The sequence below is a fragment of the Stenotrophomonas sp. YJH_SMC_91 genome (assembly GCF_059368495.1).
The window spans coordinates 52,744-66,755 of record NZ_JCAFRT010000005.1 but is presented as its reverse complement, the minus strand read 5'-3'; the positions used below and the strand labels follow the sequence as shown (position 1 = coordinate 66,755).

13 protein-coding genes are annotated in these 14,012 nt (G+C 67.7%); 5 read left to right on the top strand and 8 right to left on the bottom strand.

Going from position 1 to position 14,012, the window contains the following annotated elements:
* Positions 1-313: 313 nt before the first annotated feature.
* The 4 genes from AC5P5X_RS08775 (at position 314) to sppA (ending at position 5,533) form a co-directional block, all read left to right on the top strand.
* On the top strand, positions 314-1,318 hold the full coding sequence (locus AC5P5X_RS08775; RefSeq protein WP_049450295.1) for a hypothetical protein: 1,005 nt from the start codon (positions 314-316) through the stop codon (positions 1,316-1,318).
* Positions 1,311-1,895: a DUF3106 domain-containing protein gene (locus tag AC5P5X_RS08770; protein ID WP_005414612.1), complete on the top strand. Its 585-nt coding sequence runs from the start codon at positions 1,311-1,313 to the stop codon at positions 1,893-1,895. The genes AC5P5X_RS08775 and AC5P5X_RS08770 overlap by 8 nt, the downstream gene beginning before the upstream one ends.
* A 235-nt stretch (positions 1,896-2,130) precedes the next feature.
* Complete coding sequence (locus tag AC5P5X_RS08765) at positions 2,131-3,495, top strand: MATE family efflux transporter (RefSeq protein WP_005414611.1); 1,365 nt, start codon at positions 2,131-2,133, stop codon at positions 3,493-3,495.
* A 115-nt stretch (positions 3,496-3,610) separates the two neighbouring features.
* The gene (gene sppA, locus AC5P5X_RS08760) at positions 3,611-5,533 is read left to right on the top strand and encodes a signal peptide peptidase SppA (RefSeq protein ID WP_005411204.1); all 1,923 of its coding nucleotides are present in this window, start codon (positions 3,611-3,613) and stop codon (positions 5,531-5,533) included.
* Positions 5,534-5,632: 99 nt separating this feature from the next.
* Here the strand turns inward: sppA and AC5P5X_RS08755 are convergent, their stop codons facing one another.
* Positions 5,633-5,845, bottom strand: coding sequence for a hypothetical protein (locus AC5P5X_RS08755; protein WP_033835254.1), 213 nt, complete (start codon positions 5,843-5,845; stop codon positions 5,633-5,635).
* A gap of 111 nt (positions 5,846-5,956) precedes the next feature.
* Here AC5P5X_RS08755 and AC5P5X_RS08750 point away from each other — a divergent pair, with 111 nt between their 5' ends.
* On the top strand, positions 5,957-6,733 hold the full coding sequence (locus AC5P5X_RS08750) for an SDR family oxidoreductase (protein WP_005411202.1): 777 nt from the start codon (positions 5,957-5,959) through the stop codon (positions 6,731-6,733).
* A 94-nt stretch (positions 6,734-6,827) separates the two neighbouring features.
* Here AC5P5X_RS08750 and AC5P5X_RS08745 read toward each other — a convergent pair whose 3' ends face one another.
* The 7 genes from AC5P5X_RS08745 to AC5P5X_RS08715 form a co-directional block, all read right to left on the bottom strand.
* Positions 6,828-7,574, bottom strand: coding sequence for a hypothetical protein (locus AC5P5X_RS08745; RefSeq protein WP_111188951.1), 747 nt, complete (start codon positions 7,572-7,574; stop codon positions 6,828-6,830).
* A 22-nt stretch (positions 7,575-7,596) separates the two neighbouring features.
* Complete coding sequence (locus AC5P5X_RS08740; RefSeq protein ID WP_059035553.1) at positions 7,597-8,286, bottom strand: DUF4124 domain-containing protein; 690 nt, start codon at positions 8,284-8,286, stop codon at positions 7,597-7,599.
* A 43-nt stretch (positions 8,287-8,329) separates the two neighbouring features.
* Positions 8,330-8,920 carry an L-threonylcarbamoyladenylate synthase type 1 TsaC gene (gene tsaC / locus AC5P5X_RS08735; protein WP_005411199.1) on the bottom strand — a complete coding sequence of 197 codons (591 nt, stop codon included), beginning with the start codon at positions 8,918-8,920 and terminating at the stop codon, positions 8,330-8,332.
* 129 nt (positions 8,921-9,049) lie between these two features.
* Positions 9,050-11,542, bottom strand: coding sequence for a DNA topoisomerase I (locus AC5P5X_RS08730; protein WP_005411198.1), 2,493 nt, complete (start codon positions 11,540-11,542; stop codon positions 9,050-9,052).
* A gap of 193 nt (positions 11,543-11,735) precedes the next feature.
* Positions 11,736-12,668 (bottom strand): RDD family protein, encoded by a 933-nt coding sequence (locus tag AC5P5X_RS08725; protein WP_005411197.1) that lies wholly within the window; start codon positions 12,666-12,668, stop codon positions 11,736-11,738.
* A gap of 49 nt (positions 12,669-12,717) precedes the next feature.
* A complete protein-coding gene (locus AC5P5X_RS08720; protein WP_005414606.1) occupies positions 12,718-13,476 on the bottom strand; it encodes a pilin in 759 nt (252 codons plus the stop codon).
* 39 nt (positions 13,477-13,515) lie between these two features.
* Positions 13,516-13,989: a DUF494 family protein gene (locus AC5P5X_RS08715; protein ID WP_005411195.1), complete on the bottom strand. Its 474-nt coding sequence runs from the start codon at positions 13,987-13,989 to the stop codon at positions 13,516-13,518.
* Between the last annotated feature and the right edge of the window lie 23 nt (positions 13,990-14,012).

The following is a 14,012-nucleotide window of genomic DNA, read 5'->3' as shown; positions in this document are numbered from 1 at the left end:
TTGGAGATTCAGTCTTATCCACATGTTCTGTGGATAACGTTGTGCGTTACCGGTCGACGGGAACGCAGGAGGCCGATGGCGACGAGCTCACGCTTGGGTTGGTCAAAAAATCGCCACACTTCAAAGTCATTCAAAATCAACAACTTGAGTGTGAAACATTGCTGAAACAGAGTGAATTCAGCTGGATGCCGCAGTTTTCCCCGAGGCGGGCGTGGTGCTGTGCACAACCTGCAGCACGAAGTGCCTGCGCGCGCAAGTCCTACGGGTGCCGATGGGCTGCCGCTATCATGCCGGCAGACCTTTGGAGTGACCGATGACGGCTGTGCCCGCCCCTGTTTCCTCGACCGCGGCCGGCGCGCTGTCGGCGTTCCTGCGCGGCGTCGAGCGCCGTGCCCTGGTGGTGGCTGAGCTGCAGTGCGGCGATGCCGCGCGAGCCGAGCAGACCCTGGTGGCGGTGATGCGCGCCTTCGCCGCGGTCGCCAGCGACCTGCCGATGGCGCAGTGGCCGACCCGCTTCTGGACCCTGCTGGGCCAGCGCCAGGCGCTGCGCGAGCCGGTGGGCGGCCAGTGGCTGCCGCCGTTGGCCGCGCTGGGCGAGATGGGGCCGCTGCCGCGCTTGGCATTCCTGCTGCGGGTGGGCGGCAGTCTGGACGAGGGTATCGCCATGCGCGTGCTCGACCAGGACGAAGCGGGCTACCAGCACCTGCTGGCTGATGCCTGCCCCCGTGATGCGCACGGCCAGCCCGATGCGTCGGCATGGCGCCAGCTGGCCGAACAGGTGCAGCTGCGCATCCGCGACCTGCCGGCCAAGCGCCTGCAGCAGCTGCAACAGCCGGCTGCGTCGGCCGCCAGCAATGAAGCTCCCGCGACCAGCTGGCGCGCACCGCAGCGCGATGATCGTGCGGCCGCCCAGGGCAAGCGGCGGCGTCCCAATGCCAGGCCGCGCTGGCGCGGCCCGGTGATCCTGCTGGTGACGGTGGCGGTGCTGTTGGCTGCGGCACTGGGCTGGCGCTACTGGCAAGGACATTCATCCGGTAGCGACGCTCCACTGCCGGAAGGGGTAGTGGGCGAAGCTGGCCCGGTCACGGTGGAAGCTCTTCCGCCGAGCAAGGTCAATGCCACGCCGGATGCGACCCCGGCCCAAGCCTCCGACGACGCCATGATGCTGGCCGACCGCGACTATCCGCTGGTGGCCGATGCCGATCTGTATGCCTGGACCGCCGCCGGCGGCCCGTTGCCGGTGGACGAATCGCAATCCAGGCCGAGCCGGCCCGAGCCGGCCAGCGCCACGCTGGAAACCGCTGCCGCCGATGAATAAGACCCTGTTCGCCAGCCTGCTGCTGGCCCTGCCGTTGTCGCTGTCCGCCGCGCCGCAGACCTTGAGCGTGCCGCTGCCGCCGCCAGTGCCGGGCAGTTCACCGGCGGCTCCCGCTCCGGCCACCACAAACACGACGCCCGCTGCGTTCACCCAGCTCGACGCCCAGCAGCAGCGTCAGCGCCGTGCCGACTACGCGGCCTGGCGCGCCCTGCCGGAGAGCGAGCGGGAGCGCATCCGGCAGGCTGCGGCGCGGTTCAATGCGCTGCCGGCGGACCAGCAGCAGCGCCTGCGCGAGCAGTTCCAGGCGCAGGACCAGGCCTTCCGCGAGGGCTGGCGGCTGGGCCCGCAGCTGGGACTGGAGTTCCCCAAGCTGCACGGCCTGTTCGGCTTCGTGCCACCGGAACAGCGCGAGGCCGCGCTGGCCGTGCTGCGCCAGCTCAGCCCGGCGCAGCTGGCCCAGCTGACCCTGGTCGCGCAGCGCACGCCACCGCAGGAGCGTGACACGGTGCGAGGCGCGTTCCTCGCCGTGCCGGCCGCCGAGCGCGACGCCTGGCTCAAGCGCCAGGCCGGCCAGTAAACAAAGGGGACGGAGGGGATTAAGCCGTGTTCGGCACGGTCGTGCTTGAAACGACTTAATCCCCTCCGTCCCCTTTTCTGTTCGTAACGCGATCGCAACGCGTGATGCCGGGGCCTGCCGGAACCCAGCATTCACGCCATGTCATGGGAATGCGCGCGCTGCGCGCGTAAGATGACCGGCCGCAACCCGGTGCCTGTGCCCTTCGCGCGCAACCGTAGTTCGCGTCAAGCACCTTATGTCTACTGCAACCTCCACGCCGCGCTTCAGCAAGGAAGTCGGCGCCACCGGTCTGCTCGCCCTGCCGCTTGTGCTCGGGCATGTATCCACCGGTCTGATCTCCTTCGTCGACAACGTCATTGCCGGCCACCACGCCACCGCGACCCTGGCCGCGGTGACCATCGGCACGGCGCTGTTGTGGCTGCCGATGCTGATCCCGATCGGCACCCTGATCTCGCTCACCGCCTCGGTATCGCAGCTGCACGGCGCCGGCCGCGAGCGCGAGATCGGCCCGCTGTTCCGCCAGGCACTGTGGCTGGCGCTGGGGCTGGGGCTGATCATGTTCACCTTCCTCACGGTGGTGCCGCCGCTGCTGCCATCGTTCGGCATCGCGCCGGACATCGTGCCGGGGGCGACCGCGTTCCTGCACGCGGTGCGCTGGGGCGGGCCCGCGCTGACCCTGTACTTCTGCATGCGTTACCTGAGCGAAGGCATGCACTGGACGTTGCCGACCATGCTGCTCGGCTTCGGCGGCCTGCTGGTGCTGGCGCCGATGGGCTACGTGCTGGCCAACGGCAAGCTCGGTTTCCCGGAACTGGGTGCGGAAGGCCTGGGCATCGCTTCGGCGGTGATGATGTGGCTGCAGGCCACGGCGTTTGCCCTCTACCTGTGGCGCACCAAGCGCTTCGCCCACCTGCAGCTGTTCTCGCACTTCGAAGGACCGCGCTGGAAGGCGATCTGGGACCTGCTGCGCACCGGCCTGCCGATCGGCATTACCGTGCTGATGGAAGGCGGCCTGTTCATCGTCACCGCGCTGCTGATCGGCCGCCTGGGGGCGAATGAAGCGGCCGCGCACCAGATCGCGATCAACGTGGCGCAGCTGTGCTTCATGATCCCGATGGGCGTGGCCGAGGCCACCACCGTGCGCGTCGGCCATGCGGTTGGCCGTGGCGATGGCTTCGGCGTACGGCGTGCGGCCTGGGCCGGCTACGCGATCATCATGGGCACGCAGACGCTGTCGGCGGCGGTGCTGCTGTTCGGCCACGATGCCATCGTCGGTGTCTACACCAACGACCTGGCGGTGGCCGGCCTGGCCTCGACGCTGCTGCTGTACGCGGCCACCTTCCAGTTCCCGGATGGCATCCAGGTACTGTCGGCCGGCGCGCTGCGCGGCCTGAAAGACACCCGCGTGCCGATGTTCATCGCCATGTTCGCGTACTGGGGCCTGGGCATGCCGCTCGGCGCCGGGCTCGGCCTGGGCCTGGGCATGGGCCCGCAGGGCATGTGGATCGGCCTGATCGTTGGCCTGACCGCCGCTGCCATCCTGATGGGCTGGCGCCTGCGCCGCAGCAGCCTGCGCATCGGCCAGTCGATGTTGTCCTGACCTTTCCGCCCGCCATGCCGACCCATGGCGGGCGATCCCCTGACTTGTGTCCGATGCTGCATCACGCGGCACCGGCTATGCTGGTACCACGGCAAGAAGCCATCCGGAGCGTTCCATGAATCAACCCGTGCCCCCGCTGCCCCCGGCGCGTCGCAACCCCGTCGCCAGTTTCTTCATCGGGCTGTGGGACGTCATGAACTTCACCCGCCGGTTGATCCTCAACCTGCTGTTCTTCGGCCTGCTGTTCCTGCTGCTGGTGATGTTCGTCATCGCGGCGGGCATGGGTGCCGGTGCCAGCAAGTCACTGCAGGATCGCACCACCCTGGTGATCGCCCCGGAAGGTCGCCTGGTCGAGCAGTTCAGCGCCGACCCGGTCAGCCGTGCACTGGCCAAGGCGGTGGGCGACAACGGCGCCGAAGAGATCCAGCTGCGCGACCTGCTGCGGGTGATCGAGTCGGCCAAGGAAGACAAGAAGATCGAGCGCGTGGTGCTGGAGCTGGACAAGCTGCAGCCGTCCGGCTTCGCTTCGCTGCGTGAAGTGGCCACCGCGCTGCAGGACCTGCGTGCCTCCGGCAAGCAGCTGGTGGCCTACAGCGAAAGCATGGGCCAGTCGCAGTACCTGCTGGCCGCACAGGCCGACGAGGTCTACCTGGACCCGATGGGGTCGGTGGTGCTCGAGGGCCTGGGCCGCTACCGCCAGTACTTCCGCACCGGCCTGCAGGACAAGCTGGGCGTGGACGTGCATCTGTTCAAGGTGGGCGAATACAAGTCCGCGGCCGAGCCGTACGTGCTCGATGCGGCCTCGCCGGCCTCCAAGGAAGCCGACCTGTTCTGGATGAACGACGTGTGGCAGCGCTATCTGGCGGACATCGCCAAGGCGCGTCGCCTGGACCCGGCACAGCTGGCCGCCGGCATCGACACGCTGCCGGAAGGCATCGCCGCCGCCGGTGGCGACCTGGCCAAGTTCGCCCTGCAGCAGAAGCTGGTGACCGCGCTGAAGACCCGCGAGGAGTTCGAGGATCTGATGATCGAGCGCGGCGTGGCCGACGACGATGCCGACGGTGGTTTCCGCAACGTCGACTTCGGCACCTACCTGGGCCAGCTCGATGCGCGCCGCAACCCGGTGGACAACCGTCCGCAGGTAGCGGTGGTTGTGGCCGCCGGCGAAATCAGCGGCGGCGATCTCCCGGCCGGCCGCATCGGTGGCGAATCGACCTCGGCGCTGCTGCGTGCCGCGCGTGACGACGAGAACGTGAAGGCGGTGGTGCTGCGCGTGGATTCGCCGGGCGGTGAAGTGTTCGCCTCCGAGCAGATCCGCCGCGAAGTGGTGGCCCTGCAGGCCGCCGGCAAGCCGGTGGTGGTGTCGATGGGCGACCTGGCCGCCTCCGGTGGCTACTGGATCAGCATGAATGCCGATCGCATCTATGCCGATCCGTCGACCATCACCGGTTCGATCGGCATCTTCGGCATGGTGCCGAACTTCAGCCGCGCGCTGGACAAGATCGGCGTGCACACCGATGGTGTCGGCACCACCCGTTTCGCGGGTGCGTTCGATGTCACCCGCCCGATGGATCCGGCCGTGGGCCAGGTCATCCAGTCGGTGATCAACAAGGGTTACGCCGACTTCACCGGTCGCGTCGCCGACGCCCGCAAGAAGCCGGTCGAGGCCGTCGACGAAGTGGCGCGTGGCCGCGTGTGGAGCGGTGCGCAGGCCAAGGAACGTGGCCTGGTCGATGCCTTCGGTGGCCTGAAGGATGCCGTGGCCGATGCCGCCAGCCGTGCCAAGCTGGGCAAGGCTGATGCCTACCGCGTGCGCTACATCGAGAAGGCGGCGACGCCGTTCGCGCAGTTTGTCAGCGGTTTCGCCGGCAGCCGTGCCGGCGCCTGGATGCTGTCCGACTCGGGCATGGCGCGGATGGTGCTGGCGCGCACGATGCCGGAAGTGGATACGCAGCTGCGCTTTGTCGAGAACGCGGCGCGCGAGAAGGGCAACGGCACGCCGGTGAAGGCGCTGGCCTACTGCTTCTGCGGGTTCTGATCGGCAACGGTGACGAATGAAAACGCCCGGCCCTGGCCGGGCGTTTTCGTTGGTGGGGGTCGGATCCCTTTGCCCCGCAAAGGGCTCTGACCCCACAGGTCACTGCGTCGCGTCGGCCTCGGCCTTGCGTTCGCGTGCGGCGGCTTCTTCCACTGCTTTCTGCGCGCCCTTGGCGCGGTCCAGCGGTTCCTGCATCGCACGCGACATCGCTTTGGGCACCGGTGGCTTCTCCGGGTTCGGCGTCGGAGGCCGCTGGCAGGCCACCAGCAGCACGCCGGCCAGCAGGGACGAGAACAGGGTCGGGATGCGCATGGCGGCTCTCCGCAGTGGGCGTACGTGCAGTGTCGCATCCTCGGCAGAGGGCCGCCGTGAGCGCGTATCCTTGCCGCATCGAAATGCAGCGGGCGCGGCCCCGGAGGACACATGACCCAGCAACGGTGGCGCCTGGACGGGCAGACCGCCCTGATCACCGGTGCCAGCGCCGGTATCGGCCTGGCCATCGCGCACGAACTGGCCGGCTTCGGCGCGGACCTGATGATCGTCGGGCGCGATATCGACATGCTGGAGACCGCGCGCGACGAGCTGCTGGATGTGTATCCGCAGATGCAGGTGCACGCGCTGGCCGCCGATGTCTCCGACGACGAGGACCGCCGGCAGATCCTGGACTGGGTGGAAGACCACAGTGATGGCCTGCACATCCTGGTCAACAACGCTGGCGGCAACGTCACCAAGGCGGCCACGGAGTATTCAGAGGACGAATGGCGGAAGATCTTCGAGACCAACCTGTTCTCGGCGTTCGAGCTGTCGCGCTACGCGCATCCGCTGCTGGCTCGCCACGCATCGTCGTCGATCGTCAACGTCGGCAGCGTGTCCGGCCTGACCCATGTGCGCAGCGGCGTGGTCTACGGCATGAGCAAGGCCGCGATGCACCAGATGACCCGCAACCTGGCCGTCGAGTGGGCCGAGGATGGCATCCGGGTCAATGCAGTGGCGCCGTGGTACATCCGCACGCGGCGGACCTCCGGTCCGTTGTCGGACCCGGATTACTACGAGGAAGTGATCAACCGCACGCCGATGCGTCGTATCGGCGAGCCGGAGGAAGTGGCCGCCGCGGTGGGCTTCCTCTGCCTGCCGGCAGCCAGCTATGTCACCGGTGAGTGCATCGCGGTGGATGGCGGCTTCCTGCGCTACGGGTTCTGATCTTTCCGCAGGTAGTGCCGGGCGCTGGCCGGCAACCACAGGATCTTCAGATGATTGCAGTTGCCGGCCAGCGGCCGGCACTACCGGGTGGCGGTCACCCCGGTACCGGGCAGTTGCTGGCCTCCAACACCGCCTGCAGCCGCTCGCGTTCACCGCGCGCGGTATCGCGGTTTTCCGGTGCGGCGAAGCGTTCACGGCCGCGGGCATCACGGAGGCGCTGCTGCCAGCTGCCGCATCGCTGTGCTTCGGGAAGTTCCTCGCAGCGGTCGCGTACGACTTCGCAGCCGGCCGCGTTCATCGGCGTGACCCCGCCCAGGCCCTGCACCGTCATCGGTTCGCAGCGACCAGGTGATGCCTCGTACTCGTGCAGATAACCACCGCCCTGTCCGTCGGTGCACTGGAAGATCGGGGGAAGCGGCGGCTTCGGTGGACCGTTGCCTGCTTCGGCACGGGCATCGGCATCACGGCGCAGGGTCGCACTGTCGAGAATCTGGTTGGCACCTTCGCGTTCAACCATTCCCGCTTCCATGATGGTGCGTCCTTCGTCCGCGCGTCGTGGTTTCGCTGGGGCCGCAGGGGCAACGGCCGGTCCGGCCGGCACCGGCGCGGGTGTTTCGACGGGGGCGGGTGCAGGTTCCGCAGCCACAGGTGCAGCGGCAGCCGGCTGCGGGTTGGCCGGGCCGGGCACGCGCAGCACCTGCTGCCTGCTGCCGGTGGGGCACGGCGTGCGCTGCAGGGTAGGGACGTCACTACTGCTGGAGGTACAGCGGTAGATCACGCCCTCTTCGGCCAACGCGCTTCCGGACAGCAGCGCCAGAAGCAACCAGATCAGTCTGTTCATGCTCACAGCGTACAGGCTGCGCTCAACGCTGGCAGTCGCGTGACAGGCGCGCGTCGATGCCACGCTGTTCGTTGTTGATGGCGGTGCGCTCGCTCTGCAATGCGCTGTTGTAGCGACGGTCCAGTTCCCAGCGGCGGTCGCGCAGGCGCGCACAGACCTCCTGTGGCGGCAGCGCGTGGCAGCTGTCGCGCACCAGCACGCTGCCGGCCGGGACCTGCACGCCTACGCCGACGGTGGGCGGCCGGTAACCTGCACCCTCGCCGACGGGCGGACCGATCGGTGTGCCGATGGCCGGGCGTGGACCCGGGTACGATGGGCCCCGATGCCCGTGTGGCAGCCAGACGCTGGTCCACAACGGCACCCAACGCGGATTGCCCTCGTTGCTGTCGCTGGTATAACGCTGGCCATCGTCGCGCACGCATTCGTACAGCGGCTGGGGCGGCTGGATGTAGACGTGGCGGACCTCGCGGTCACGCATCACCGGAGATTCGTCCGGCGGTGCGGGGGCCGCATCGCTGCGCACCACCCGCGGCGCTGGATCGCGCGGGCGCTGCAGGTCGCGGACTTCCTGGCGGCCGCTGTTGCAGGGCCGGTCCTGCAGGGCCACGGCGCCGTTGCTGGCGACGCAGCGGTAGACCCGCACATCCTCGGCCGCCGGTGCCGTCGATGGCAGCAGCAGGCACAGGCCCAAAGCGGTGCGCAGCAGGTTCATGACGGCAGGGTGCGCGATTGTCCGGGGCAGCGCAATCGGCCGCTCAGGAGCGCAGCACGTTGCCGCTGAGCGCGTCGCGGATCGGGGTGGGCTGGGCCAGGCCGCCGGTTTCGCCATCCAGGATGCCATCAAGCAGGCGCAGCAGGCGTGGATCCAGTTCTTCGCGGCGGCGCGCCGGTGGTTCGCCGGCCAGGTTGGCGCTGGTGGAGACCAGCGGGCCTCCCCAGGCACGGCAGAGTTCGGCCACCAGCGGGTGGGCGCTGATGCGCACGGCGATGCCGCTGTGCTCCCCGGTGACCCACGGCTGGGCACGGGGTCCGGCCGGCAGGATCCAGGTGTTGGCGCCGGGCCAGCTGGCCAGCACCGCGCGCTGGCGTGCGTCCGGCAGGGCCTGCAGGCGCACCCAGCCTTCCAGCTGCGCCAGATCGGCCGCGACCAGAATCATGCCTTTTTCGATCGGGCGTTGTTTCAGTCGCAGCACCATGTGCACCGCCGCCTCGTGCGAAGGGTCACAGCCCAGGCCCCAGACCGCTTCGGTCGGGTAGGCGATCACGCCGCCCGCACGGAGCGTGGCGACAGCAGAGTCCAGGGTGAGTTCTTTCATGGCGGCGACCGGCCCGGCGTGGGCCTTCATTATCCCCCTGCTGCGTGCAGAAGGGGTGGACCCTGGCACCCGGTAGTGCCGGCCGCTGGCCGGCATCTGATGCTTCTGGGGCTGCCGGCCAGCGGCCGGCACTACCCCTCATCCACGTGTGGCGTGGAGTTACTTCGCGGCCTTCTTGACGGCCTTCTTCGCCGGGGCCTTCTTCGCGGCGGCCTTCTTTACTGCCTTCTTGGCCGCGGCCTTCTTGGCAGGCGCTTTCTTTGCAGCGGCCTTCTTCGGCGCCGCTTCCTTCTTCACTGCCGCTTTCTTGGCCGGGGCTTTCTTCGCGGCGGCCTTCTTGGCACCGAAGCCCTTGCGCACCGGCTTGCCGGTTTCTTCCATCAACTGCTGCACTTCAGCCAGGGTCAGCGACGCCGGTTCGCGATCCTTGGGAATCTTGCCGTTCATCCTGCCGTCGCTGATGTACGGGCCGAAGCGGCCGTTCAACACCTGGATGTCGCTGCCCTCGAACTCCTTGATGATCCGGTTGCGCGCGATCTCTTCCTTCTCTTCGATCAGGAACACGGCGCGCGCCAGGTCGATGGTGTACGGGTCGTCCTCCTTCTTCAGCGAGGCATAGGTGCTGCCGCGCTTGGCGAACGGGCCGAAGCGGCCGATGCCGACGCTGACCGGCTCGCCGTTGTCCTCGCCCAGTGCGCGCGGCATCAGGAACAGCTCCAGCGCGTCTTCCAGGGAAATGGTGTGCATCGACTGGCCAGGGCGCAGCGAAGCGAACTTCGGCTTCTCCTCGGCATCTTCGGCAGTGCTGCCGATGGCGGCATAGGGCCCGAAACGGCCCAACCGCACGCTGACCGGCTTGCCGGTCTTGGGGTCGGTGCCGAGCTCGCGCGCGCCACTGGCCTCCGCGCGGTCGACCGATTCCTTCTTGTCTTCGACCAGTTCCTTGAACGGTTCCCAGAAGCGCGACATCAACGGGATCCAGTCTTCTTCGCCACGCGAGACAGCATCGAGCTCGTCTTCAAGCTTGGCGGTGAAGTCGTAATCCACGTACTGGGTGAAGTGGCTGGACAGGAACTTGGACACCGCGCGGCCCACATCGGACGGGCGGAAGCTGCGCCCTTCCATTTCCACGTACTTGCGGAACAACAGGGTCTGGATGATCGAGGCGTAGGTCGAGGGACGGCCGATGCCGTACTCTTCCAGCGCCTTCACCAGCGCCGCTTCGGTGTAGCGCGGCGGCGGCTGGGTGAAATGCTGTTCGGCCTGGATGCGTTCCAGCGGCACGCGGTCGCCGGGCTTCATCGCCGGCAGCTTGCGGCCTTCGTCCTCGTCCTCGGCACTCTTGTTGTCCTTGCCTTCCTCGTACACGGCCAGGAAGCCGGGCACGACCACGGTGGTGCCGCTGGCACGGAACACGTGTTCGCTGCCGGCCGATAGGTCGACGCTGACCGTGTTGAGCGTGGCCGGAATCATCTGGCAGGCCACTGCACGCTTCCAGATCAGTTCGTACAGGCGGCGCTCGTCGTCGGTGAGGAAGCGGGCGACCTGGGCCGGGGTGCGCAGGGCCGAGGTCGGGCGCACCGCTTCGTGCGCCTCCTGGGCGTTCTTCGACTTGGTCTGGTAGGTGTTGGGCTGGTCGGGCAGCGAGGCGATGCCGTAATCACGGGCGATCACGTCGCGGATCTCGGCCAGCGCATCCTGCGACAGGTTCACCGAGTCGGTACGCATGTACGAGATCAGGCCGACGGTGCCTTCGTCACCAATCGCCACGCCTTCATACAGCTTCTGCGCCACCTGCATGGTCTTGCGGGTGGTGAAGCCGAGCTTGCGCGAGGCTTCCTGCTGCAGGGTGGAGGTGGTGAACGGCGGCGCCGGGCGGCGCTTGCGCTCCTTGCTGGCCACGTCGGTGACGTGCAGCGAGCCCTGCGCGGCCTGCTGGATGCGCATCCGCGCCGCTTCAGCGGTGTCGCCATCGGTGATGGTGAACTGCTCGAACTTCTGCCCGTCCAGCTTGATCAGCTTGGCGTTGAAGTGCTGCGACGGGTGCGCGCACTCGGCGGCGATCGACCAGTACTCGCGGGCGATGAAGGCTTCGATCTCTTCCTCGCGCTCGACGATCATGCGCAGCGCCGGGCTCTGCACGCGGCCGGCGGACAGGCCGCGCTGGACCTTGCGCCACAGCACCGGCGACAGGTTGAAACCGACCAGGTAATCCAGCGCGCGGCGCGCCTGCTGGGCATCGACCAGGTCGCTGGCGATCGCGCGCGGCTGGCTGATGGCTTCCTTGATGGCGCGCGGGGTGATCTCGGTGAACACCACGCGCTGCATGGGCTTGTCCTTGACCAGCCCGCGTTCCTTCAGGATCTCGGCGATATGCCAGCTGATCGCTTCACCCTCGCGATCCGGGTCGGTCGCCAGCAGGATGTCGTCGGCGCCCTTGGCGGCCTTGGCGATCGCATCGACGTGCTTCTCGTTCTTGTCGATCACGTCGTAGTGCATGGCGAACCCGTTGTCCGGGTCGACCGCGCCTTCCTTCGGAATCAGGTCACGCACATGCCCATACGAGGCCAGGACGGTGTAGTCCTTGCCGAGGTATTTGTTGATCGTCTTGGCCTTGGCCGGCGATTCGACGATGAGCAGGTGCTTGGGCATGGCAGCAGGGTCTGTGGGGCGAACCGTGGGGAAGGGGCCGCTAGGGTGGAGCAAATGGCCGCATTAGTGAAGCGGCCACGCGCAAATCCATAAACTGAACGCCCGGTAATGTGCCGGGCGTTCAGGTTTCACCTTATTAGAGGAATCACGCCCGGCCAGCCCGTGTCAAGCAGTCAGCCGTGAGGATGGCCGTTCAGGAGGCCATCTTGGCGATGAAGCCGACCGCGAACACCAGCAGCGCCAGGCCCACCAGCGACAGTACCGCCGTCAACACCAGTACCAGCACGGTGACGGTGCCCAGCTCGCGGCGCTGCAGGTGGGGCTGGTCGGTGTAGGCCCAGCGGTCGACCACCAGAGTGTCGCAGATCATGTCGTGCAGGCCCTGCTTGCGTTCGGTGAAGGCCGCCATCAGGAAGCCGATGCCGAGGGTGAAGCTGCTCAGCAGCATGGCCCAGTAACGACCGAACGCGCGGGCCTTGGTCAGGCGCTCGCCGTTGCCGCGGACGACCTTGATGCCGACCGCCATCTTGCCCAGCGTGGCGCCGCCCTTCGAGGCATGGAACCAGGTGTAGTACGCCATGCCGATGCAGAGGTTGATCAGGGCACTGGCCAGCTGGGCCACGATCTCGATGGCCGATTCGCCACTGCCCACCGCGCCCATGCTGGCGCCCAGGATCGCACCGAGGATGGCCCCGATGATGCTGCCGGGGATGACCAGCACGAAGTAGTCGATCATGTAGGCCGCCACGCGCTTCCAGAAGCCTGCGTAGACCACTTCACCGCCAACCACAGGCTGTGCGTGGCCACCGCTGCCGACGGCGGCTGGAGCGCTGTATGGCGAGCTGCTGAGCGCGCCGGTGCCGGGCAGCGGTGCGGTGCCGCTGTCGATGGCGGCATAGTCGCTGCGCAGGTCGAACCCGCCGCTGCTGGTGGCCGTACTGGCATCGGCCAGCGTCTGCAGGCCGAGCTCGTCGACCACCTGGCGCAGTGCAGCCCACTGGGCCATGCCCTCGCGCCAGACCAGGGTGTCCAGGTTCAACTGGCCGCGCTGGAAGCGCTGGCGGATCTCCTGGACCGGCAGCGGGCCCTGGCGTTGCTGTCCTTCGGCGTAGTACCACTCAGTCATTGCATGTTCCCTGTTGAATCATCCTTGGAGGTGCTGGCGTGCGCGTGGCTCAGCCGCGGCACGTCGGCGGCAGGTACTTGTCGTTGCTTTCGCCACTGCATTCCCAGCGGCCGCTGTCGCGATCGTATTCCAGCCACAGCAGGTCGCCGTCGATGCCCTTGCCTGGTACCGCCAGCGTTGCTTCGATGCCGCAGTGACCGTTGTTGAAGCGGCCGATGTTCACCGCCGACAGGCCCGCGTTGGCGAAGTCGCCCGGGGCCGGGAAGCCGGCGTCATTGGCACCCGGGCAGCGGCCTTCGTCATCGGCGAAATGCTGCACCTGGTCCTTCAGCGGCTGCAGCGCGGCCACGGCGCCGGCGACTTTGCTGCGCACGGTGTAGTCGTTGTAGGCCGGCAGCGCGATGGCGGCCAGGATGGCCACGATCGGGACCAGTACCAGCAACAGGGCACCACCGATGATGGCGGTCAGCGCACAGCCGGACAGCTTCTTTTTCGGTGCCGGCAGGACGGTGGCCGATGCACTGGCGGCGTAGGGCGTGGACGCCGGCAGTACCGGCGGCTGCGGCGGAGGCGGTGCGACGGGTTCCGGTTCCGGTTCGGGTTCGACCGGCGGTACGGCGGCGTCCAGCGCCGGCACGATCAGGCCGAGTTCGTCCACGACGGTGCGCAACGGCTGCCATTGCGGCAGTCCGTCGCGCCACACCAGGGTGTCCAGGGTGATCTGGTTGTTGCGGAACAGCTCGACCAATTGTTCCGCCGGCAGCGGACCTTGCTGCCGGTTGCCTTCTGCATGGAACCACTCGCTCACGGGGACGCTCCTGAATGCGCTATGCCCCCAAGTGTACGGTCAGTGCAGGGGTTCTGGCTCGTCCATGAACATCTGCGTCTCCATCCAGGCATAGGCCGCTTCGGAGCCAGGCTGGTTGAACAGCACCATCAGTACGACCCATTTCAGGTCGTCCAGGTCCAGTTCGTCCTGGTCCAAGGCCATCGCCCGGTCCAGCACCAGTTCGCGCTGGTCGGCGTCGAGGATGCCGTGCTGTTCCAGGTACAGCAGGAAGCCGCGGCATTCCACGTCCAGCTTGTCCAGCTCGGGGCCGTGGTAGACGCGCACGGGGCCGTCGACCCGTGCCTGGGCCACGCTCGGCCGCTGCGCGGCCAGGGCGTCGAGCCAGTCGAACGCCTTGTTGATCTCGGTTGGGCTGAAACCGGCCTGGATCAGGCCGTTCTGGAGCGAATCGCGGTCACGGATCAGGTCCGCGTCTTCGCTGAAATAGTGTTCAAACAGGTACAGCAGTACGTCCAGGATGCTCTCTTTCATTGCCCCTCGGCCTGCGTCGCGCG

Excerpts from the sequence above, each read along its gene's own strand:
- AC5P5X_RS08775 (WP_049450295.1), top strand. The coding sequence starts at position 314 with ATGACGGCTGTGCCCGCCCCTGTTTCCTCGACCGCGGCCGGCGCGCTG.
- AC5P5X_RS08770 (WP_005414612.1), top strand. The coding sequence starts at position 1,311 with ATGAATAAGACCCTGTTCGCCAGCCTGCTGCTGGCCCTGCCGTTGTCG.
- AC5P5X_RS08765 (WP_005414611.1), top strand. The coding sequence starts at position 2,131 with ATGTCTACTGCAACCTCCACGCCGCGCTTCAGCAAGGAAGTCGGCGCC.
- sppA (WP_005411204.1), top strand. The coding sequence starts at position 3,611 with ATGAATCAACCCGTGCCCCCGCTGCCCCCGGCGCGTCGCAACCCCGTC.
- AC5P5X_RS08755 (WP_033835254.1), bottom strand. The coding sequence starts at position 5,845 with ATGCGCATCCCGACCCTGTTCTCGTCCCTGCTGGCCGGCGTGCTGCTG.
- AC5P5X_RS08750 (WP_005411202.1), top strand. The coding sequence starts at position 5,957 with ATGACCCAGCAACGGTGGCGCCTGGACGGGCAGACCGCCCTGATCACC.
- AC5P5X_RS08745 (WP_111188951.1), bottom strand. The coding sequence starts at position 7,574 with ATGAACAGACTGATCTGGTTGCTTCTGGCGCTGCTGTCCGGAAGCGCG.
- AC5P5X_RS08740 (WP_059035553.1), bottom strand. The coding sequence starts at position 8,286 with ATGAACCTGCTGCGCACCGCTTTGGGCCTGTGCCTGCTGCTGCCATCG.
- tsaC (WP_005411199.1), bottom strand. The coding sequence starts at position 8,920 with ATGAAGGCCCACGCCGGGCCGGTCGCCGCCATGAAAGAACTCACCCTG.
- AC5P5X_RS08730 (WP_005411198.1), bottom strand. The coding sequence starts at position 11,542 with ATGCCCAAGCACCTGCTCATCGTCGAATCGCCGGCCAAGGCCAAGACG.
- AC5P5X_RS08725 (WP_005411197.1), bottom strand. The coding sequence starts at position 12,668 with ATGACTGAGTGGTACTACGCCGAAGGACAGCAACGCCAGGGCCCGCTG.
- AC5P5X_RS08715 (WP_005411195.1), bottom strand. The coding sequence starts at position 13,989 with ATGAAAGAGAGCATCCTGGACGTACTGCTGTACCTGTTTGAACACTAT.